Origin of the sequence: Stenotrophomonas sp. AR029 (assembly GCF_047520695.2) — a bacterium.
Classification (GTDB): domain Bacteria; phylum Pseudomonadota; class Gammaproteobacteria; order Xanthomonadales; family Xanthomonadaceae; genus Stenotrophomonas; species Stenotrophomonas sepilia.
Genome location: NZ_JAXBQQ020000003.1, coordinates 195294 through 215876, shown reverse-complemented (window position 1 = coordinate 215876; position 20583 = coordinate 195294). Strand labels below are relative to the sequence as shown.

Below are 20583 nucleotides of genomic sequence, written 5' to 3'. Positions count from 1 at the left end.
AGGGACCGCGATGGTCGCGGTCCGGCGTGCCCGATGGCCATACTAGAGCATGAGCTTGCGCATCATCATCGCAGACGATCACCCCGTGGTCCGTATCGGTACCCGCGCCGTCATCGAGTCGAGCGGCGTCGGCCGCGTGGTCGGCGAGGCCGACAGCGCGCAGGCGCTGATGACCCTGCTCGCCAGCCAGCCCTGTGACCTGCTGGTCACCGACTACTCCATGCCGGGCAGCCCGCAGGCCGACGGCTTCGCCATGATCGGCATGATCCGCCGCCGCCATCCCGACCTGCCGGTGCTGATGCTCAGCGTCTCCAGCAACCTGGCGATCCTGCGCATGGTACTCGACAGCGGCGTGCTCGGCCTGGTCGACAAGAGTTCGTCGATGGACGAACTGCCACAGGCCATCCAGTCGGTCTACCGCGGCCAGCCCTACATCAGCCGCAGCCTGCGCGAGCGGGTGGAAGCGGCCGGCAGCTGGCGCATGCGCGAGGGCGACGGCAAGCCGCTGTCCCCGCGCGAGGTGGAGGTGCTGCGCTTGCTCGGCACCGGCATGACGGTAAAGGAGATTTCGCTGCTGCTGCACAAGAGCGTCAGCACCATCAGCCGGCAGAAAGGCGATGCGATGCTCAAGCTGGGGCTGAAGGGCGATGCCGAATTGTTCGACTATCTGCGTGACGGGAAAATCTGAGACGCGATTCACATAATCGCACCGGCAACAATGCGAGGTCGAAGGAATCGACCGGCGCATGTCCGGCCGCCAGCGGGCAGAGCCTGGCGCTTCGCAGCGGTGCGGTGCAGAGCGCGCCTGACGTGCTGCAGCCGCAGCAGGAGACCCCGCAGGAGCAGGCGCGGCAGGCCCAGAAAGCGATGGGCGTCGGACATGCCAACGCCTTGGCAGAGAAGGGAGGGGCCACCTCCGCGGCCCTTTTCCTTTCCGCCAGCTGAGCGGCCGCAGCCGCTTTCAGCCTTGCTTCATGCCGCCTGCCGCTAGATGAATGCGCAAGCCGCTCGGTGCACCAGGCAATGTTCCGGCAATGTTGGAACGCCAGCGTGGACATCACGGCAGCCGGGGCGCCCCGCGCCCTCCCTGCCCAGCGTGGCATGCACCTCACAGGAGAACGAACATGCTCAGTACTTCCACACTCAGCTTCCGTGGTCTGGCGATGGCTCTGGCACTGGTTGCCGGTGTCGCCATGGTCAGCGATGCCAGCGCGATGTCGAGGAAGGACAAGCGCACCCTGGTCGGCGCCGTGGTCGGTGGCGTGGCCGGCAACCTGCTCTCCAACGGTGATCCTGCCGCCACCGTCGGTGGTGCCGTGGCCGGCGGCGCGATCGGCAATCTGACCACCTCCGACCGCCGCGACCGTCGTTATTACGACAATCGCTACTACGACAACCGTTACGACCGCCGCTACGATCGTGGCTACTACCGCAGCGGTTACTACGATCGTGGCGACGACCGCCGCTGGCAGCGCGAGCGTTACTACGACAACCGCTACTACCACGACCGCGGTCGCCATCGCGGCTGGTAAGCGGCACAGCGGCGTTACCCTGCCGATGGCAGAGACGGGCGGGTCGATGACCCGCCCGTTTGCGTTGGCCGCGCGCATGGCGTTGAATGCGCAGCCTTGGATGTGACTTTCCCCTCTCGGGCTGCGGCATGACGTCTTCCTCCCACCGCGTGCAGGGCCTCAACAACGACGAGGTCGCTGCCGACTGGCCACCGATCAGCGCGGCGGACATCGCGTGGTTGCGGCAGTGCTATCCGCAGCTGCACAGCGGCAGCCAGCCGCGCTGGCACAGCCCGCGACCGCTGTCGGCTGCCGCCATCGTCGATGGCACGCGCGGCGCGGTGTTCATCAAGCGCCATCACCACAGCGTGCGCAACGCGGCCTGCCTGGAGGAAGAGCACCGCTTCATCGCCCATCTCGACGCTGCTGGCGTGCCGGTGGCACAGGTGCTGGCAGCGACCGATGGTCACACCGCGGTCGAACACGGCGAATGGACGTTTGAACTGCACGACGTCGGCGTAGGCGACGACCTGTACCGCGACGCGGTGTCGTGGTCGCTGCTGACCGACGTCGCGCAGGCCCGTGAAGCCGGACGCATGCTGGCCCAGCTGCACCGTGCTGCCGACGGCTACCGCGCGCCCCAGCGCAGCACCCATCTGCTGGTCGCGCGCGATGATCTGATCCGCGCCGACGATCCGGTGACGGCAATCAAGGCAGGGCTGCACGAGCGCCCCGGCCTGGCCCGCTATCTCGCGCGCATTCCGTGGGAAGCACAGCTGCGGCGTGACGTGCTGCCTTGGCACACGGGACTGGCCGAGCGCCTGCGCGACGAACCACGGCTGTGGGCGCACAACGACTGGCATGTCTCCAACCTGCTGTGGCGCGACGGGCAGGTCAGCACCGTGCTGGATTTCGGCCTGGCCTCGCCCACCAGTGCACTGTTCGACCTGGCTACCGCAATCGAGCGCAACGCCGTGGCATGGCTGGAGCTGGAGCGCGGCATGGAGGCGGTGCGCATCGATATCGCGCTGGCGTTGCTCGATGGCTACCGCCAGGTGCTGCCGCTGTCGGCGGCACGCGTGCACCTGCTGGCCGACCTGCTGCCGATGGTGCATTTCGACTTCGCACTGTCCGAAGTGGAGTATTTCGAGGGCGTCACAGGCTCGACCGCCAATGCCGATGTGGCGTGGCAGCCCTTCATGCTCGGCCATCCGGCGTGGTTCCATACCGCCCCGGGGCAGGCACTGCTGCAGGCCCTGCACGCCGCCGCGTGATCCGGTTGCCCCCGGGTGGCGCTCGCAAATCCGTACCATTTGTAGTGAAATGGTCACCTGAAGCGGGGGTGCCTGGATCTGCCAGGCTGAGAGAGTCCCTTGGAACCTGATCCGGTTTGCACCGGCGTAGGGAGCTTTGAGCCGCAGCCACACCCCCGTCATGGGCCGGTGCACCTGCGCGCCGTCGCTTCGTCTCCCTTGTTGTCCGAAGACGAACCGAATGAACCGCTGCCTGCGCCCCACCCTGCTCTCCCTCGCCCTCTGCGCTGCGCTGCCACTGCACGCCAGCGAGGCCGAGGCATCCCCTGATGCGGCTGCCACCGGCGCCGAGCGCTCGCCGACCGAACTGGCGGCGGTGCGCGTGCAAGCCGGCAAGCCGAAGGCCGATACCTCGCGCGTGAACGCCTTCGGTGGCGGTTCGTGGAAGGACACGCCGGCGTCGGTGAACGTGCTCGAGCGCGACTATCTCGACCGCCGCCAGCTACGTTCGCTGTCCGAGCTGGCCAGCAACGATGCCTCGCTGGGTGATGCCTACGCGCCGGTGGGCTACTACCAGAACATCGCCATCCGCGGCTTCGCCCTGGACGCCGCCACCGGCTACCGCTTCAACGGCCTGTCCATCGTCGGCGAACAGCGTCTGGCGCTGGAGAACGTGCAGTCGGTGGAGATCCTCAAGGGTGAAGCCGGGCTGGCGGCAGGGGTGATGGCGCCGGGCGGGATCATCAACTACATCGGCAAGCGCCCGGCCGAAGTGCGCACCGCCACGCTCGGTACCGATTCGGAAGGCTCGCGCTACGTCGCCGTCGATGTCGGCCACTGGATCACCCCGCGCTTCGGCCTGCGCCTGAATGCCGCATGGGATTCCAGCAATTCCTACGTCGAGCACGCCGATGGCCGCCGCAACTTCTACTCGCTGGCCGCCGACTGGCTGATCGGCGAGCGCGGCAAGCTGGAAGTGGATGCCAACTACCAGACCAGCTCGCAGCGCTCGGTGTCCGGCTACCAGCTGCTGGGTGCGCGTGACCTGCCGCGCGGTGTCGACCGCGAGCATCTGCTCGGCTACCAGCCGTGGCAGCGCCCGGTGGATATCGCCAGCACCAACATCACCGCGCTGCACACCTACGACTTCAATGAGGCCTGGCAGTCGCGCGTCTCGGTGGGCCATAGCCGCTCGGTGATCGATGACAACGTCGCCTTCGCCTACGGCTGCTACTACGCCACGCAGTGCGCCGACGGCAGCGTGCCGGGCAATTATTTCGCGCCGAACGGCGACTATGACGTCTACGACTACCGCAGCCCGGACGACACCCGCCGCAACCAGCAGGCCCGTGCCGAACTGCGTGGCCGCTTCGAGACCGGCAGCGTCGGCCACCAGCTGACCCTCGGTGCCGACTACTTCCGCCGCACCGTGGACAGGCGCCCGAGCGTCAACGAGTACGTCGGCACCAGCAACATCCACGACGCACCGGTGCCGGTGTTCGCGCCATCGCCGAAGATGCCGGGCCCATCCGCACGACGCCTGGACAGCCGCCAGACCGCGTTCCTCGCGCTGGACCGGATGAGCTTCGGTGACGACTGGCAGTGGCTGGCCGGTGGACGCTTCGTCCGCCTGGACGAGCGCGCCTATGACAAGCGCGGCACCCCGCAACGCCACAGTCGCTTGTCGCGTTTCCTGCCACAGACCGCCGTGGTGTGGAAAGCCACCGACCAGCTCAACGCCTACGCCAGTTACGTGCGCGGCATTTCGCTGGGCCAGGAAGCGCCGTTCTGGACCAGCAATGCCGATACCTTCCTGCCGTCGGTGCAGTCGCGGCAGCTGGAAGTGGGCCTGAAGTACGTGCCGGTCGAGGCGCTGGCGCTGGGCGCAGCCGTGTTCCGCATTTCGCAGCCGTACCAGTACGCCAAGCCGGACAACAGCGACGTGGGCTACACCTTCGTCGAGGAAGGCACGCAGACCCACACCGGGCTGGAGCTGACCGCCAACGGTCAGCTGACGGATGCATTGCAGATCGTGGCCAGCGCCAGCGTGCTGCAGGCGCGTGCGCGCGACACCGGCACGCCAGCCTATGAAGGCCATCAGCTGGTGAACGTGCCGAAGGTACGCGCCAGCGTGCACGTGGCCTACGCGCTGCCGTTCGTGCGGGGCCTGGACGTGACCGGCGGCTGGCGCTATGCCGGTGCCAACGTGGCACGTGCCGACGGCGGCGTGCGCGCACCGGACTATTCGGTATTCGATGCCGGCCTGCGCTTCCAGCATCGCCTGCACGAGCGCGCGGTGACCTGGAACCTGTCAGTGGACAACCTGTTCAACCGCTTCTACTGGCGTGATACCGGCAGCAGCGGCGGTGACTACTACCTGTTCCCCGGTGCACCACGACAGGCCCGCCTGTCGGTGACGTTCGCGCTGTGAGCAGCGTGATGCTCGAGTGGAGCGCAGCGCTGTGCAGCATCCTCGGCGTCTGGCTGATGGCCCGCCGCCGGTTGTCTGCATGGCCGGTGGGCCTGCTGTCGGTCACGCTGTATGGCCTGGTGTTCGCCGAGGCCAAGCTGTACTCGGACACCCTGCTGCAGGTCGCCTTCGGTGGCTTCCTGGTCTATGGCTGGCTCAACTGGCGCCAGCACGCCGCCGATGAGGGCAGCATCCGCATCGTGCCGCTGGCGCGCGGCAAGCTCTTGCGTGACCTGGCCATCGGCCTGTGCGGCGGCGTGATGCTGGGCGCCGGGATGCACACCTTCACCGATGCCGCGCTGCCGTGGCTGGACGCGATGCTGACCGCACTGAGCCTGGTCGGCCAGTGGTGGCAGGCACGCCGCCACGTCGCCTGCTGGTGGGTATGGATCGCCGTGGACGTGGTCTATGTGGGTGCGTACCTGTTCAAGTCGCTGCATGTGACCGCCGCGCTGTACGTGTTCTTCCTCGGCCTGGCCGTGTTCGGCCTGCGCGCATGGAGCGCGGCCGCGCGCGAGCCGCAGGTGGCAACGCAGTAGAGCCACGCCATGCGTGGCTGTTGCGGGCAATCGGCGCGCCATCCACGCATGGCGTGGATCTACGGGCTCAGGGCCAAACCCAGACGCAGCGGCTGGCGCATGTCGGCCGGTGGGGCCGCCTGCAACGGCGCAGCCTGCAGCGTCGCGCGCAGGTCGGCATCGACCTGGGCATCACCCAGGCTGTCGAATTCCAGTTTCGAAATGCGGCCGTCCGCGGCGATCCACAGGCTTACCGGTAGCGGCGTCGGTGTGTCCGGATGTGCCTGCAGCCATTCCAGCACGCGCTGCGCCTGCGGGTCCTGCTCCTGCTGCAGGCGCTGCTGCAGTTGGCCACCCACGGCGGTGGCGTAGGCCATCCAGTGTGCGGGAGCCTCCTGCGCGGGAACGCTGGCACTCCCCAGTGCCAATGCCCCGAACAACGCGGCAAGTGGCCGCCACCAGCGGCGTACGCCGGTCCTGTTCCCTGCCATGACCATCGCCAGCCTCCTGCACTCCCATCCAGCGCGCCATGGTCGGCGCCATAGATGACAGGCAGATGGCGGGCCGTGATGGCCCGGCGCGATCACTCGCCCAGGTCGGCCAGCACCTTGCGCGACGGCGCGAAGAAGGTCACGCCGGTGGTGGCGGTGGAGAAGTCGAGGATGCGGTCGTGCAGCGGCGCGGGATTGCCGATGAACATGCGCTCGAGCATCTTCTCGATCACCCACAGGCGGCGCGTGTAGCCGATGAAGTAGGTGCCGTACTCGCCACGGCCCGGGTTGGCGAACGGCATGTTGTCACGCAGGATCTCGTGCTCGCCGTCAGCGTCTTCGATGGTGCACAGCGTCTTGTGCGATTTCTGCGCATCGGCCGGCGCATCATCCAGCTCGATGTTGTCGTGCTTGGTGCGTCCGATGATCGCCTCCTGCGCCTCGGTCTTCTGCGCGCGCCAGGCATCGAGGTTGTGCAGGTACTTCTGCACCAACACGTAGCTGCCACCGGCATGCTCCGGGTCTTCATCGCCAACAATGGTGGCTTCCGGCAGCGACAGTCCTTCCGGGTTGGCGGTGCCATCGACGAAGTCGAGCAGATCGCGGCCATCGAAGTAGCGGAAGCCGGCCACGTCATCGACCGCCTCGACCGCATCACCGAAGGCCATCAGCAGGTTGCGCTCGAACGCCACGATCAGGTCCATGGTGCGTGCGCGGATGTGGTACAGCAGGTCACCGGGCGTGGACACAGCGGTGTGGGTCGCGCCCTTGATCTCGCGGAACGGCTTCAGCTCGCGTGGCGGCGTGGAGCCCACCAGCGGCTGCCACACGCGATGGCCGATGGCCACGTTGCAGGTGAAAGTGCGCTCGATCTCGCGGATGGCGGTGTTCTTGATCAGATCATCAGTGCTGGCCAGCACCTCGCGCGCCTTGGCGATCGACGCCACGTCGTCCTTCACCTTCAGCACCAGGAACGCCGCCGAATGGGTGAGTGGCGCGGTGATCTGCTGCGGCTCGTTGTCGAGCGTGTGATTGAGAGCGGTGATCTGGGCGGGCTGGGTGTTCACGGCAGTTCCTGCTGGCTTGAGGCGGGTGCATCGTCAATGGCGACGTGCCGGGATCATAGCGGAACCGCCTGACCGGCGACGGAGCAGTTCTCGTTCCGTCCTGCGCGCAGTACCGTGCATTCCTGCGCTACATGGAACTGCTGCGGCCCACTCCGGGCGATACGCTGGCAGCGACCGCTTGGCAGACCGCGTTCGCGCAGCCAGTCGAACACCTCGCCGGGGCACCCCCATGCCCTGCGGCAAACGACACGACGTCACTGTGAAACCGCGGCACTGCACTGCAAGGGCATCGTGAACTGCCACCGCTTGCACTTGCCGAAACGGCTGCGCCCATCGCACGCACGCTCGATCTCACCGTTCAGTTCGGCAGCGGGAAGGCCCCAGGTTGCACACTGGCGCGTTGCGGTCTGTTCGGCCGCCTGCCGGTTGGCTGGTGTCAGTTCGGGCGTCTTGCTCACCAGGGTCAGCACAACCCGGCCTTCCGAACGGTTGGCGCCTTTCAGATTCCATTCGGCGCTCGAACGCGCCTGCGCCGTTCCCAGCAGCAGCAGTGCTGCCACAGCGGTGATCGCCTTCATCTTCATCATGTCCCTTGATCGTGATTGCGCTGGAATCCGCCGCGCCAGGCTCTGCAGGACCGCCCTGCGGCCCTGCACTCTACCGGATGCACAGAAAAGAAGAAGCCCGGCGCGAGGCCGGGCTTCGGTTGGCGTGTGGGAGAGAGAGAGAGAGTCACACGCCAGCACAACACGCTCTAACGACAGGCGTTTGTTACCAGGTGAAGCGCGGGCCCACGAACCACTCGCGGTCGCCGGCCTTGGCCAGCTTCACTTCGCCACTCAGGCCCCAGTTCTGGTTGAACTTGGCGGTGGCGCCGACGCGGCCGTAGAACTCGCCGTCCGGGTTGATACCGTGCTTCTTGGCGTAGTCCTCGTAGCCGGCCATCACGTAGCCTTCCACGTACGGGTTGAACGCGGTACGCACGCCGACTTCGGTCGAGTAGCCGTTGAAGTCCAGGCCGTGCTTCATGTCGAACTTCTGGTACGCGACACGGGCCACCAGGTCGGTGTTCGGTGCGATGCCGTAGTTGTAGCCGGCACCGATGCGCCACTGGTCGACGTCGTTCTTGAACGTGTCGGTCTCCTGCGCGCTGTAGTCGCCGAAGATGTGGAAGTTCGGGTGCACCGCCACGGAACCCTTCACCTTCCAGCCATCGGCGTCGCCGCCCTTGGCATCGGTGTTCACATAGCCGCCTTCAACGTAGTTGTACGACAGGCCATCGGTTGCCGATGCAGCGAACGGCAGGGCAGCCAGAAGACCCAGGGCGAGCAGCGAATTCTTGTTCATCGGGACACACCTTTAATAATTTTGGTTTCGTCGGCCGCCTCCCGGGAGGGGGAGAGAGAGGAGGCGGTCGACAGGTGTGAATTATCCGTTAGGGGGTCTAATCGACCCTGAATATTGAACTGACTGGTGTATAAATAAGGCTGGCGTTCAGGGAACTCCTCATGCCGCACGCATCCATCGCGTCACTGCTGTTTCCGCTTCATGCCCGGCGCACAGTGCGGGCTTTGCTGCTCTTCGCCCTGCCGATGATGCTGCAGGTAGCCAACGCAGCCGAGCGTACCCGCCCTTCCGGGCGCATCGTGATTCAAACCGACGATGTCTCGCGCTTCTTCAGCGTGCTGGATGCAAGCGGAGGGAAGCCAAGTGCCGACGATCTGCAGCGCGGCTATCTGCATGCGGGTACGGATGCACTACGCAGCTTCACTGACAGCCGTATCGGCGCGATGGATCGTCTTGCAGATGCGATCCAGCACAAACCTGCGCTGTTTGCCAAAGCGCGTAGCTGTGCGAGGGCGCTGCCGGAGATCCGCGAGCGGGTTGCCAAGGCACTCGATCGGTTGGGTACCCTGCTTCCTTCCGCACGTTTTCCGCCGGTCACCGTGCTGGTGGGTCGGGGCAACAGCGGCGGTGTCACCACGCCCGACGGCGTGGTGATCGGACTGGAAGCACTGTGCAACGCCGACTGGATGCAGCCCGACATCGGCGATCGTTTCGTGCACCTGATCGCCCATGAGTACGTGCACGTGCAGCAGCCCGGTGCGAGCGTCGATGTCGCGCAGCCCACCCTGCTCTATCAGACGTTGCTTGAAGGCGGCGCCGAGTACGTGGGCGAACTGATCTCGGGTCAACCGGCCAACGCGCATCTGCGTCGTTGGACGCAGGGCCGCGAATGCGCCCTGGAACGCCAGTTCGCCCGGGACAGCGCCGGTACTGATCTGTCGCAATGGCTCTACAACGGAGCGGGCGACGAAACGCGCCGCGGCGATCTTGGCTACTGGATCGGCTACCGCATTGCCGCTGACTACGTTGCCCGCACCGATGACAAAGCCGGTGCCGTCGCCACGCTGCTGGAGGTGCGCCCGGAAAGTGCGCCGGCATTGTTCGCCGCAAGTGAATGGCGCCCGGCGTGTGGGCCAGTGGAAAACGGGAAAGAATGAGGCCGTCTTCAGGCTGATGAATTGGGCGATTCGAGCAACCGCAAGGCCGTCGCCTCTGCGCACATCAGCTCGCCTGATCTCACTCGTTAAGCTTCGCTGACGAACATATTTCACAACCCTTCCACGTCTTCCAACTTCAGCTGAAAGCGCTTGTCAGCGTGGGGAACAAACGCCGCTATATTCCAGCTTCCCCAGACGAAGGAGGGAGTGCAATGAACCTGAACCCGCAACACATGAAGACGGCCCGCGCACTTGCTGTCGCGCTCATCGCCACCGTGAGCCTTGGCGCTTGTGCCACCTACAAGGACGAGTTCGCAACCATCAACTCGCGCCTCGATCAGCTCGATGTAAAGGTGCAGGGCGCTGCACAGAGTGCCGAGTCCGCCAACCAGTCGGCACAGCAGGCCAACCAGCGCCTGGACCAGATCGAAGGCCGCGTGCAGCAGCTTGAAAGGGCACCCGTCGGACGCAAGCCGCGCGGCTGATCGCTCCCTCACTGTTTGAATTGATCCACCTGTGTATCGGGAACCAGTGGCCCTCGCCGGCCACTGGCGTCCTTCCACCTCAGATCTGCATTGCCAGGAGCCGTCCCATTCGTACCTCCTCCTCCCCTGCACACCGCGCCCTGCACGCCACTCTGGCCGTGGCACTGGCCGTTGCATGCAGCGGCGTAGCCAACGCCAGGGACAAGGACGCACCCGCACCACAGGCGGCCGCCGTTGATGAACTTCCGCCCGACCAGAGCGTCTCCGAAACAGTGATCGAGCTGGCCGGCTGGGTGGTCGCCAGCAAGGACAATCAGGGTTATCCGTTCGCGATCATGGACAAGGCCGCCGCGCAGGTCCTGGTCTTCGGCGGCGACGGCAAGCTGCGCGGCGCCGCGCCGGCACTGTTCGGTTCGGCCATCGGCGATCATTCCGCACCGGGCGTCGCCAAGCTTGCTCTGAGCGCGATTCCCGGCCACGACCGCACCACGCCTGCGGGCCGCTTCATTGGCGCCTATGGCCCCTCCGACGATGCCGGGCGCGTGCTGTGGGTGGACTACGATTCCGCCGTCTCGATGCATCCGCTGCCACCGGGCAGCCCGAAGGAAAAGCGCGCCGAACGACTGGCGACGCCGACGCCGGACGACAACCGCGTCACCCACGGCTGCATCAACGTTTCGCCCGGCTTCTACGAACAGATCGTGCAATCCACGTTCCAGAAGGGCGGTGTGTTCTACATCCTGCCGGACAAGGATTCGATCGCGAAGACGTTCCCGGCGTTCGCGCAGAGCCGTGGCGATGCAAAGGACGAGAACAGCAAGGGCGCGCAGCGCGCGAGCAGGTAGCGCGCGTGCTGGAACTCAGGAAGCCGTCGCCCCTGCAGCCCGCGCCAAGGCCGCGGCGTGCGCGTCGCCCTTCCGCTCGCTGTAGCGGTCCACCAGGTAGTCCGACCGGCCCCGCGTCAGCAGCGTGAACTTCACCAGTTCTTCCATCACGTCCACCACCCGATCGTAGTACGGCGAGGGTTTCATCCGGCCGTCGTCATCGAATTCCTGCCAGGCCTTGGCCACCGACGACTGGTTGGGGATGGTCAGCATGCGCATCCAGCGGCCGAGCACGCGCAACGTGTTGACGGTATTGAACGACTGCGAGCCGCCGCTCACCTGCATCACCGCCAGCGTCCTGCCCTGCGTGGGCCGCACGCTGCCATCTTCCAGCGGCAACCAGTCGATCTGGTTCTTGAACACGCCGGTGACCGTGCCATGCCGCTCGGGGCTGACCCAGACCTGCCCTTCCGACCACTGTGACCATTCGCGCAGTCGCTGCACTTCGGGGTGATTCCTGTCCACGCTGTCCAGCATCGGCAGCGCATGCGGATCGAACACCCGGGTTTCGCACCCCAGGTGGCGCAGCAGCCGCTCGGCTTCCAGCGCAAGCTTGCGGCTGAACGACTGGGGCCGCAGCGAGCCGTAGAGCAGGAGAATGCGTGGCGGCCCCAGATCTGCCGCGGCGAGCTGGTGATGATTGGGCTGGGGCAATGACGATTCCAGCAGGTTGGGCAGGTCCAGGCTTGTGATTGGCTCATTCATTCGACTATTCTAGAAATATGGAAACATCTAATGCAATCACCGCCCTGACCGCCCTCGGCCATGCCACCCGCCTGGCTGCCTTCCGACTGCTGGTGGAGGCGGGCCCGGCAGGGCGCATGGCGGGCGACATCGCCACGGCCCTGCAGGTACCCCCAGCCACGCTCAGCTTCCACCTGAAGGAGCTGGTGCAGGCCGGGCTGGTGGAGAGCGAAAGCCAAGGCCGCCACGTCTGCTACCGCGCCAACTTCGATGCGATGAACGGCTTGGTCCAGTACCTGACGCACAACTGCTGCGCGGGCTCCCCGGATGAGCGGTGCACGGTGAACGAACCGGCATGCAGGTGCTGAGATGAAACCCGATCCGATGATTCGTACCGGCACACGCGACGACCTGTCCTACATCCGGGACCTTCTGCAGCGGGCGCAGTTGCCCGTGGCCGATCTGGAAAGCAGCGAGGTGGCGTTTCTCGTCGCAGACCTCGAAGGTGTTCCCGTGGGTGCCGTTGGATTGCAGATCTTCGGCGCGTCGGCCCTGCTTCGCTCGCTGGTGGTGTCCGACGACCAACGCAATACCGGCCTTGGGCGCGCGTTGCTGTCAGCGGCCGAGGACATGGCCCGCCGCATGCAGGTCTGGGAACTGGTGCTGCTGACGACGTCGGCAGGCCCATGGTTCGCGCGGCACGGCTATGCCGGATGCGATCGCGCGCAGATAGCGGAGGCGATCCGCAGCTCTGCCGAGTTCACTGGTCTCTGCCCGGCCAGCGCGCTGTGCATGTCCAAGCCACTCACTGACCACGGAAGCCACATGACCCGCAATGTCTTGTTCCTCTGCACCGGCAACAGCGCGCGCAGCGTGCTGGCTGAAGCCACCCTGCGCGCCTGGGGCGGCGATCACTTCAGCGCATTCAGTGCGGGCAGCCAGCCCACTGGCCAGATCAATCCCTTCGCGCTCGCCCAGTTGCAGGCCGAAGGAATGCCCATTGAAGGGCTGCGCAGCAAGTCGTGGGATGAGTTCGTGGACGCAGCCCCGATGGACCTGGTGATCACCGTGTGTGACGCGGCCGCTGCCGAAGCCTGCCCTGTGGTGTTCGGTGACTTCATCCGCAGCCACTGGGGCCTGCCCGATCCCGCCGCCGTGGCAGGCAGCGATGCCGACAAGGCCGCGGCCTTCGCACTGGCCCATGCCATCGTGAAAACGCGCCTGCGTGCGCTGCTCGCACTGCCCGAATCGGTGTGGTCCGAACGCGAAGCGCTGCAGCACGCGCTGGACCGGATCGGCCAGCTGCTGCCGACCGACGGCGCACAATGACGGTGCCACTGCCATGAACCTGTTCGAGCGACACCTGACGCTGTGGGTTGTGCTGTGCATTGCGATGGGCACGCTGCTGGGCCACGTCCTGCCCGATGCCTTCGCGGTGCTGGCCTCCGCCGAAGTGGCCAAAGTCAACCTGCCGGTTGCGGTGCTGATCTGGCTGATGATCATCCCGATGCTGCTGAAGGTCGACTTCACTGCGATGCGCCAGTTGCAGCAGCACTGGAAGGGCATCGGCGTGACGCTGTTCATCAACTGGGCCGTGAAGCCGTTCTCGATGGCGCTGCTGGGCTGGCTGTTCCTGCGCCATGCCTTCGCGGACTGGTTGCCTGCAGCACAGATCGACAGCTACATCGCCGGGCTGATCCTGCTGGCGGCCGCGCCCTGCACCGCCATGGTGTTCGTGTGGAGCAACCTGTGCCGCGGTGATGCCAACTTCACCCTGAGCCAGGTGGCGTTGAACGACGCGATCATGGTGGTTGCCTACGCGCCGGTGGTTGCGCTGCTGCTGGGCCTGTCGGCGATCAGCGTGCCGTGGGACACCCTGCTGTTGTCGGTTGGCCTCTACATCGTGGTGCCCGTGCTGGTGGCCGCGTTGCTGCGGCGCTGGATCCTTTCGCGCAGCGGTGAGACGGGGCTGCAGCGTGCGCTTCGACGGCTGGGGCCGCTGTCGTTGTCCGCCCTGCTGCTGACGCTGGTGCTGCTGTTCGGGTTCCAGGGCCAGCAGATCGTGAAGCAACCGCTGGTGATCGCGCTGATTGCCGTGCCGATCCTGATCCAGGTCTATTTCACTTCGGGCCTGGCCTACCTGCTCAACCGCCGCCTGGGCGTGGCACATTGCGTGGCCGGCCCGTCAGCACTGATTGGCGCTAGCAACTTCTTCGAACTGGCGGTGGCCACCGCGGTGGGACTGTTCGGCGTGCATTCGGGGGCGGCGCTGGCCACCGTGGTGGGTGTGCTGATCGAGGTACCGGTCATGCTGTCCGTGGTGCGGATCGTGAACCGTACACAAGCCTGGTACGAGAGACGCGAAGAGCACTGACAGATCAAAGTGTGTGGGAGTCGAATTGCGTTCTTCGCCCCGCACTGTCGTCATCGACTTGGTGGGGTGCCCGTACGCCACGTCATCAACTTCGACCCATGTCGCATATTCCCCATGCCGCTACGGCCGTTGCGGCGCCTGCGTCTGCGACAGCTTAACAGCGTGCAAAAATGCCAAAAGCGTCTTTGATCAAGCGTTGAATGCAACTGTTCTGATTGGCACCGCGCAGCAGCACGCGTACAGATGACGTGCCATCGAAAAAGGATGGCCGGGCTTCGAAAACCCGTGCGCTTGTTTAACAACGCTTGCCCGTCGGCGTCACCCCTCGTGGCGCCGGCGGGCAATCCGTCTGCCGGCTATGGCGGGCGGAGCGTGGAGGCCCTGTGCCTGCCGGTTTCAACAAGCGCCCGGTTTTCGAGCCACGTCTCCGCCCGCCACCTTTGCGTGGCGGCTGCCGTCTGTCCTGCACGGAGCATTGCCATGAGCACACCCGAATCCTCCCGACTACGCACGCAATACGTGCCCGCCAACGCGGACGCGCCTTCGGAAGCACCGCACCAGCAGGATCCTCTCGGTTTCATCGCCACCCTCGACCGCATCGGCAAGGGCGCCGCCGCCGACGGCCAACCCTGGCCCGAACGTCATCAGATGCCGGGCCGCCGCATGGCGCTGGCCGACGCGGATTGCGCATTGACCGGCCTGCGCGTGGCGCTGGAAATGCTGCTGGCTGCCGAGCGCGTGCGCCAGAACGGTCCCGACGAGGAGTACGTGGGCGACCGCGTGATGGAGGGCCTGATGATGGCCAGTCTGTCGCTGACCGCACAGGTCAGCGCACGCATGCGCCCGGAAGGGTGACACGGGGAACAACGCTCACTGCAACGCCGGGCACGGCCCGGCGCTGCGGCGCGCGCCACATCACTCGCAAAGCGCGCTGTCTTCCTTCAGCGCGGCATCCTGCAGTGGCTGGCGCTGTTCGATCTGCTCACGTTGTTCCGCCGTCGGCTCGCCCAGCCACCACACACGGCAGCGCGCGGTAAGACGGCCGACCATCTTCGCCTGCGTGGGTGAGTACAGCATCGCCAACGCGGTGCCGGGGCAGTCGTGGGCCTGGCAGGCGGTGTAGAACCACCACGGCTCGCCCTGCAGCACTACCAGCTCGCCAGGGCCGCTGGGTCCGCTCAACAGGCGCTCGCGCAGCGTGGGAATCTCCTTGTCGCTGGATTCGGCTGCCGCGGTGTCCTTCATCAGCGCGTTGAAGGCCGCCAGCACCTTCGGGTCCTTGCGGCCGCAGTCGTCCACGGTGTTACCGCCCACCAGGGTGAAGAAATGCGTCGCCAGCGGATTGTCCGCGCAGGTGAGTTCGCCGCCGGCGCCCGGGTCTTCCGGCTCGCCTTCGTTGTCCCACACCGCGGGGTCCACACCGTCTTCGACGGACGGTTCCTTTTCGACCACCGTCGCCGCGGCGGCCGGTGCTTCGGTGGTCGGCGCTGGCGCCGCAGCAGGTGCGGTCCCGCCAGTCTTCTCCGGTGCCTGTCCGCAGGCTGCCAGCAGCGCGGCCATCATCGCCATCCCTGTGATTCGCATCTTCATCGCGTGTCCTTGTCTGATCTGCGCTGCATCCACCGAATCGGCGGCCGCGTGATTCTAACCAGCGGCGCGCTAGGATGCGTCTGAAGCCTTCCCATCATCGCCAGGGCCTGGACGCATGCGCCGCACACGACTCGCCATGATCTTCTGCAGTGCCCTGCTGCTGGCATCGCCGGCAATTGCCCACGATGCAGAGAACGCGAAGCCTGCGCAGCCTCTCCCGGATGCAGCCCTGCCCGCACCGCTGGACCGTGTGCTGCGCAACTACGAGCAGGCGTGGCGCGGGGGTGATGCCAGGGCACTGGCTGCGCTCTTCGCCGAGGATGGCTTTGTGCTGCAGAGCAACCAGCCACCCGTGCGCGGGCGCACTGCGATCGAGGCTGCATATGCCGGACAGGGCGGCAGTCCGTTGCGGTTGCGTGCCTTGGCGTATGCGGTGGAAGGGAACACGGGTTACATCGTCGGTGCGTACAGCTACGGCAACAACGTGGGCGATACCGGCAAGTTCACGCTCACGCTGAAGCGTGAGCGTGATGGGCCGTGGCTGATCTTTTCGGACATGGACAACAGCAACGCGCCGCCGCGGGCGCGGTGAGGGATTCCGCAGGGCATGGCCCGGCGCTACTGGGCGCCAACCAAGGTTGGCCGCTACCAGAAGCGGGTTCCGTCCTGGATCCACGCCATGCGTGGATGAGGCGCACAAGAAAAAACCCCGGCACCTGGCCGGGGTTTTTCGATTCACTTGAACAGCGTGTCCGGATACTCCGGTTTCTGTTCCCGCGCCAGCAGTGCGCGCAAGCCTTCTTCGGGGGTCTGCTCGCCATGCAGCACGGCACGCACACCGTCGGAGATCGGCAGGTCGATGCCATGGCGGCGTGCCTGTCGCATCACTTCGTCGGCGGTCTGCACCGACTCGACCACCTGGCCGATCTCGCGCACGGCATCCTGCAGCGTCTGGCCGCGGCCCAGGGCCAGGCCCAGGCGGCGGTTGCGCGACAGGTCGCCGGTGCAGGTCAGCACCAGATCGCCCAGGCCAGCCAGGCCCATCAGCGTTTCCGGCTTCGCGCCGATGGCAGCGGCCAGGCGCAGCATCTCGTTGAGGCCACGCGTGATCAGGCCGGCACGGGCGTTCAGGCCCAACTGCATGCCATCGGCCACGCCGGTGGCCACCGCCAGCACGTTCTTCATCGCGCCGCCCAGCTCGGCACCGACCATGTCGTCGCCGGTGTAGGCGCGGAACGCCGGGCCATGCATCGCCTCGGCCACCGTCTGCGCGAACTCGGGCACGTCGCCGTGCACGGTGATCGCGGTCGGCAGGCCCTGGGTGACTTCCTTGGCGAACGACGGCCCGGTGACGACGGCCAACGGCACGTCCTCACCCAGCACTTCGCGCGCCACTTCATGCAGGAAGCGGCCCGAACCGGGTTCGAAGCCCTTGGTGGCCCAGGCCACGCCGGCACCGGCAGGACGCAGCGGCGCCAGCGCACGCACGGTTTCGCCGAAGGCATGCGAGGGGGTCACCACCAGGATCCAGGCCGCGCCTTCCACCGCCGACGCCAGGTCGGTGGTAGCACGCAGGCTGTCCGGCAGCGGGATGCCCGGCAGGTAACGCGGATTCTCGTGGCGCTGGTCGATGGCCTCGACCACGGCAGCATCGCGCCCCCACAGCACGGTCGGGTGACCGTGCCGTGCGAGCAGGCTGGCCAGCGCGGTTCCCCAGGAACCGGCGCCGAGCACGGCGATCTTGTCAGCGGGAGTGCTCATCCGTGACGTCGCGGCAGGAATCAGGCGTTGCCGGCCGGCTCGGAGTCAGCCAGCGACGGTGCGTCGCCCTGCTCCTGGCGCTGGCGCAGGGTTTCTGCGTACAGGCCTTCGAAGTTGATCGGCTGCAGGAAGAACGGCGGGAAGCCGCCGGCCTGGATCAGGTCGCTGATCAGCTGGCGCACGTACGGGAACAGGATGTTCGGGCACTGGGTGCCGAGCAGCACGTCGATCGACTGCGGGTCCAGGCCGACCAGGCCGAACACGCCGGCCTGCTTCACTTCGGCCACGTAGGCGGTGCGCTCACCGGCCTGGCAGGTCAGGGTCACGGCCAGCACGACTTCGAAGGCGTTCTCACCCAGGCGCTGCACCTGCTGGTTCAGGTTCAGCTGCAGCTCCGGCTGCACCTGGTCATTGAAGATGGTCGGTGCGTTCGGCGACTCGAAGGAGACGTCCTTGACGTAGATCTTCTCGACGGTGAAAGCGGGGCCGGTAGCGGCATCGACCGGCGCAGCGGCGCCGTTGGTGATCTCTTCGGACATTTCCAGTAACTCCAGGTGAATGCAATGAAAACGATGGTCGAACTACTGCGATGGGGGCGGGACCCGGCCCAGACAAGGCCGGATCCGCCACCTGCGGCAATCAGTTGCGGCCCTTGACCAGCGGCAGTTCGGCCTGCTGCCAGGCGGGAATGCCGCCATCGAGCACGTAGACCTTCTCGAAACCGGCCTTCTTCAGCGCCTTGGCGGCGGTTTCCGAAGCGTTGCCGCTGCGGCACACCAGCACCACCGGCGACTGCTTGGCATTGGCCACCAGCTTGTTTTCCGGGCCGAAGGCACTGGCCTGGGCATTGCGGCTGCCGGCAATGTGGCCCTTTTCGAAGTCACCGCTGGCCGACAGGTCGACCACCACCGTGCCGCCCGCGTTGATCAGCTGGGTCAGTTCGGCGGGCTTGATGCCCTTGAAGCCCCGGAACAGGCGGCGGATCTCGGTGACGATGATGGCCACGGTCAGGCCGACCAGGGCCGCGGACAGCATCGGGTTTCGGCCTGCAAAGGCCAGCAACTCTTCGTAATTCACTCAGGTCACGGGTCGATTAAGCGGGCGCCGATTGTCGCACAAGCCGGACGCGGCCCGTCACTGCCCCTTCCACAGGTCCGGCAGGCCGGCGGTCTGCCACCAGCGCTTGGCCTCCGGATCCCAGCGCCAGCGCTCGACCACGACCACGGTGCGCTCGGCCTGGGTGTTCTGGTTGATCACCCCGATTTCGACCCGGCGCTCGACCAGGCCACCGTCCAGCGAGGCGCTGCTGCGCTCGCGATAGGACGACACGCGCAGCTGCGCGTAACGGTTGAGCTCGAACTCGGTCGGCGGCTTTTCCTTGCGCAGCTTGGGGTCGAGGTAGCCGATGGCATCGTCCATGCTGCCCCAGCGGATGGTCGCCCCGTAGGCGATCTGGGTCTCTTCCAGCAGCTTGCGCTGCTTGCGGCTGAGGTCGTCGGCCGAGGCCACGGCACTGGCCAGCAGCAGGGAATACATCAGGAACTGGATGAGGCGGCGCATCGGTGGTTTCCCCAGAACGTCAGCCTGCCATCCTACCCTTTGGCGAAGGCAACAAAGCGACCGCTGAATTCGGCGGCGGGCTTGCCATCGGCACCGGGCTGGGTGGCGATGATGCTGATGCGGGCCTTGCGGCGCTGCCGGAAGGTATTCAGGAAGGCGTCCCAGCCGGTGGCTTCGGCCGCTTCGGCGTGGGCGTGCAGGTCCTCATAGACCGGCGCCAGATAGCGCAGGTTGCTGTCGGCCACATAGACCTCGGCATCGTGGCCGGCCAGGCGCAGGCGCAGGCTGACCAGCGCCCAGCCGGACAGGGTCAGCACCGAGGCCAGGCTGCCGCCGAAGGCGTTGCCCTTGTCGTTGACGTTGGCCGCCAGCGGCGCGGTGATGCGCAGCACGCCATCGGCATAGCCGTCGAGCTGGATCTGCATGGCGCGGACCGCCGGCATGCAGTCCAGCACGTCCTGCAGGGCGGCCAACGAGGAAGTCAGGGCATCAACGGACATCGGAGCAGCGACCACGACAACGAAGGGCCCGCATAATGCAGGCAATGGTCGACCATACGATACCCACTGGCGCCACCCGTTCCGGCCCACGCTGGACCCTGATCTCGCTGCGCCCGCGGGGCCAGAACGTGGCGCTGCGCCGCGCCGTTGCCGGGCTGGGCGGGAATGTCCTGGCCCTGGCGCCCTGGCGCCTGCAGCGCCTGCATGGCACGGCTGTGGTGCGCCAGCTGCAACGCGCGCTGAACTGCGACCGGGTGGTGTTCACCAGCCCGGCCGCCGTTGCCGCAGCCGCGTCCCTGCTGCCGCTGGCCGGCGTGCAGCGCAGCCCGTGGCTGACCGTGGGCGAAGGCACTGCGCGCGCATTGCAGGCACATGGCATCACCGAGGTGCACGCGCCGCAGCGGATGGACAGTGAAGGCCTGCTGGCGCTGCCGGTGCTGGCCGACGTACGCGGCCTGCGCATCGGCCTGGTGACCGCCCCCGGCGGGCGAGGCCTGATCGCTGCGCAGCTGCACGCAGCCGGCGCCACGATCGAACGTGCCGACGTCTACCAGCGTCGCCTGCTGCGACTGCCCCCGCGAACGCTGGCGCGATTGGCGCATTCAGCACAGCCGTGGGTGCTGGCCGTGAGCAGTGGCGAAGCCCTGCAGCATTTCTGGCAACAGCTTCCGCCGGCCGGGCAGCAGCGCCTGCGGGCGTCTGCCCGCGTGGTGGTTGCCAGTGACCGCCTCGGCGAACAGGCGCAGGCGCTCGGCCTGCAGCGCATCACACGCAGCGCCGGCCCCACCGCTGCGCAGCTGGTGGCCGCTGCACACGCCACGCTCACCGTCCCGGCAGCGACCTGAACAGGGACGTGGATCACGCTTGCCGCTGTCGTCGGCAACGGTGATGCTGTGCACAACGCAGCCTGCCGGCACCCCGACCGGCGCCG

The 20583-nt window shown here is 66.6% G+C and carries 25 protein-coding genes, 1 pseudogene and 1 riboswitch; of the genes and pseudogenes, 15 read left to right on the top strand and 11 right to left on the bottom strand.

Translation table 11 applies throughout. The features are described 5' to 3' along the window. Positions 1–49 precede the first annotated feature (49 nt). The 5 genes from ACM0PB_RS13235 (at position 50) to pnuC (ending at position 5773) form a co-directional block, all read left to right on the top strand. Positions 50–688 carry a response regulator gene (locus ACM0PB_RS13235; RefSeq protein ID WP_005420808.1) on the top strand — a complete coding sequence of 213 codons (639 nt, stop codon included), beginning with the start codon at positions 50–52 and terminating at the stop codon, positions 686–688. A gap of 436 nt (positions 689–1124) precedes the next feature. After that, positions 1125–1532, top strand: coding sequence for a glycine zipper 2TM domain-containing protein (locus tag ACM0PB_RS13230; protein WP_065185565.1), 408 nt, complete (start codon positions 1125–1127; stop codon positions 1530–1532). Between the two features lie 128 nt (positions 1533–1660). Further along, positions 1661–2785, top strand: a complete 1125-nt coding sequence (locus ACM0PB_RS13225) for a phosphotransferase enzyme family protein (protein ID WP_414604832.1) — start codon at positions 1661–1663, stop codon at positions 2783–2785. A 54-nt stretch (positions 2786–2839) separates the two neighbouring features. Continuing rightward, a riboswitch (TPP riboswitch) is annotated at positions 2840–2935 on the top strand. Positions 2936–3005: 70 nt separating this feature from the next. Continuing rightward, positions 3006–5195 (top strand): TonB-dependent receptor, encoded by a 2190-nt coding sequence (locus ACM0PB_RS13220; RefSeq protein ID WP_065178371.1) that lies wholly within the window; start codon positions 3006–3008, stop codon positions 5193–5195. Between the two features lie 8 nt (positions 5196–5203). Further along, positions 5204–5773, top strand: a complete 570-nt coding sequence (pnuC, locus tag ACM0PB_RS13215) for a nicotinamide riboside transporter PnuC (protein ID WP_005420817.1) — start codon at positions 5204–5206, stop codon at positions 5771–5773. Positions 5774–5832: 59 nt separating this feature from the next. Here pnuC and ACM0PB_RS13210 read toward each other — a convergent pair whose 3' ends face one another. From ACM0PB_RS13210 to ACM0PB_RS13195, 4 genes are all read right to left on the bottom strand, one after another. Then, entirely contained in the window at positions 5833–6249 is a 417-nt protein-coding gene (locus ACM0PB_RS13210) for a hypothetical protein (RefSeq protein WP_414604831.1), read from the bottom strand. An 86-nt stretch (positions 6250–6335) separates the two neighbouring features. Next, positions 6336–7310, bottom strand: coding sequence for a Dyp-type peroxidase (locus ACM0PB_RS13205; RefSeq protein WP_414604830.1), 975 nt, complete (start codon positions 7308–7310; stop codon positions 6336–6338). Between the two features lie 254 nt (positions 7311–7564). After that, complete coding sequence (yecR, locus tag ACM0PB_RS13200; protein ID WP_162911607.1) at positions 7565–7888, bottom strand: YecR family lipoprotein; 324 nt, start codon at positions 7886–7888, stop codon at positions 7565–7567. Between the two features lie 193 nt (positions 7889–8081). Continuing rightward, complete coding sequence (locus ACM0PB_RS13195) at positions 8082–8657, bottom strand: OmpO family porin (protein WP_049416584.1); 576 nt, start codon at positions 8655–8657, stop codon at positions 8082–8084. Between the two features lie 161 nt (positions 8658–8818). Here ACM0PB_RS13195 and ACM0PB_RS13190 point away from each other — a divergent pair, with 161 nt between their 5' ends. From ACM0PB_RS13190 to ACM0PB_RS13180, 3 genes are all read left to right on the top strand, one after another. Next, the gene (locus tag ACM0PB_RS13190; protein ID WP_414604829.1) at positions 8819–9814 is read left to right on the top strand and encodes a DUF2268 domain-containing putative Zn-dependent protease; all 996 of its coding nucleotides are present in this window, start codon (positions 8819–8821) and stop codon (positions 9812–9814) included. Between the two features lie 212 nt (positions 9815–10026). Beyond that, positions 10027–10299 (top strand): hypothetical protein, encoded by a 273-nt coding sequence (locus ACM0PB_RS13185; RefSeq protein WP_005420910.1) that lies wholly within the window; start codon positions 10027–10029, stop codon positions 10297–10299. Positions 10300–10457: 158 nt separating this feature from the next. Continuing rightward, positions 10458–11144, top strand: a complete 687-nt coding sequence (locus ACM0PB_RS13180) for a murein L,D-transpeptidase (protein ID WP_139726589.1) — start codon at positions 10458–10460, stop codon at positions 11142–11144. A 15-nt stretch (positions 11145–11159) separates the two neighbouring features. Here ACM0PB_RS13180 and arsH read toward each other — a convergent pair whose 3' ends face one another. Continuing rightward, complete coding sequence (arsH, locus tag ACM0PB_RS13175; protein ID WP_065185559.1) at positions 11160–11888, bottom strand: arsenical resistance protein ArsH; 729 nt, start codon at positions 11886–11888, stop codon at positions 11160–11162. Positions 11889–11905: 17 nt separating this feature from the next. Here arsH and ACM0PB_RS13170 point away from each other — a divergent pair, with 17 nt between their 5' ends. The 5 genes and pseudogenes from ACM0PB_RS13170 to ACM0PB_RS13150 all read left to right on the top strand — a co-directional run bounded on the left by ACM0PB_RS13170 (position 11906) and on the right by ACM0PB_RS13150 (position 15096). Further along, on the top strand, positions 11906–12235 hold the full coding sequence (locus tag ACM0PB_RS13170; protein ID WP_065178712.1) for an ArsR/SmtB family transcription factor: 330 nt from the start codon (positions 11906–11908) through the stop codon (positions 12233–12235). A gap of 1 nt (position 12236) precedes the next feature. After that, positions 12237–12656, top strand: a pseudogene (gene arsN2, locus ACM0PB_RS13165) (arsenic resistance N-acetyltransferase ArsN2); the annotation flags it as partial. A 36-nt stretch (positions 12657–12692) separates the two neighbouring features. Further along, complete coding sequence (locus ACM0PB_RS13160; protein ID WP_065178735.1) at positions 12693–13196, top strand: arsenate reductase ArsC; 504 nt, start codon at positions 12693–12695, stop codon at positions 13194–13196. Positions 13197–13209: 13 nt separating this feature from the next. After that, a complete protein-coding gene (arsB, locus tag ACM0PB_RS13155) occupies positions 13210–14241 on the top strand; it encodes an ACR3 family arsenite efflux transporter (protein WP_414604828.1) in 1032 nt (343 codons plus the stop codon). Positions 14242–14721: 480 nt separating this feature from the next. After that, the gene (locus ACM0PB_RS13150) at positions 14722–15096 is read left to right on the top strand and encodes a hypothetical protein (protein ID WP_053497779.1); all 375 of its coding nucleotides are present in this window, start codon (positions 14722–14724) and stop codon (positions 15094–15096) included. A 60-nt stretch (positions 15097–15156) separates the two neighbouring features. On the opposite strand, the gene ACM0PB_RS13145 is transcribed toward ACM0PB_RS13150, so the two are convergent. Then, positions 15157–15831 (bottom strand): Ivy family c-type lysozyme inhibitor, encoded by a 675-nt coding sequence (locus tag ACM0PB_RS13145; RefSeq protein WP_235649691.1) that lies wholly within the window; start codon positions 15829–15831, stop codon positions 15157–15159. Between the two features lie 136 nt (positions 15832–15967). On the opposite strand from ACM0PB_RS13145, the gene ACM0PB_RS13140 reads away from it, so the two are divergent. Next, the gene (locus tag ACM0PB_RS13140) at positions 15968–16423 is read left to right on the top strand and encodes a YybH family protein (protein ID WP_414604827.1); all 456 of its coding nucleotides are present in this window, start codon (positions 15968–15970) and stop codon (positions 16421–16423) included. Positions 16424–16566: 143 nt separating this feature from the next. On the opposite strand, the gene ACM0PB_RS13135 is transcribed toward ACM0PB_RS13140, so the two are convergent. The 5 genes from ACM0PB_RS13135 to ACM0PB_RS13115 all read right to left on the bottom strand — a co-directional run bounded on the left by ACM0PB_RS13135 (position 16567) and on the right by ACM0PB_RS13115 (position 19652). Beyond that, on the bottom strand, positions 16567–17592 hold the full coding sequence (locus tag ACM0PB_RS13135) for an NAD(P)H-dependent glycerol-3-phosphate dehydrogenase (RefSeq protein WP_005420929.1): 1026 nt from the start codon (positions 17590–17592) through the stop codon (positions 16567–16569). Positions 17593–17612: 20 nt separating this feature from the next. Beyond that, positions 17613–18131 carry a protein-export chaperone SecB gene (gene secB, locus ACM0PB_RS13130; protein ID WP_005407596.1) on the bottom strand — a complete coding sequence of 173 codons (519 nt, stop codon included), beginning with the start codon at positions 18129–18131 and terminating at the stop codon, positions 17613–17615. Positions 18132–18231: 100 nt separating this feature from the next. Next, positions 18232–18669 (bottom strand): rhodanese-like domain-containing protein, encoded by a 438-nt coding sequence (locus ACM0PB_RS13125; protein ID WP_049416566.1) that lies wholly within the window; start codon positions 18667–18669, stop codon positions 18232–18234. Positions 18670–18726: 57 nt separating this feature from the next. Then, positions 18727–19152, bottom strand: a complete 426-nt coding sequence (locus tag ACM0PB_RS13120; RefSeq protein ID WP_061479368.1) for a hypothetical protein — start codon at positions 19150–19152, stop codon at positions 18727–18729. A gap of 32 nt (positions 19153–19184) precedes the next feature. Continuing rightward, a complete protein-coding gene (locus ACM0PB_RS13115; protein ID WP_005407593.1) occupies positions 19185–19652 on the bottom strand; it encodes a YiiD C-terminal domain-containing protein in 468 nt (155 codons plus the stop codon). Positions 19653–19687: 35 nt separating this feature from the next. On the opposite strand from ACM0PB_RS13115, the gene ACM0PB_RS13110 reads away from it, so the two are divergent. After that, positions 19688–20497 carry a uroporphyrinogen-III synthase gene (locus tag ACM0PB_RS13110; RefSeq protein ID WP_414604826.1) on the top strand — a complete coding sequence of 270 codons (810 nt, stop codon included), beginning with the start codon at positions 19688–19690 and terminating at the stop codon, positions 20495–20497. Positions 20498–20583 lie beyond the last annotated feature (86 nt).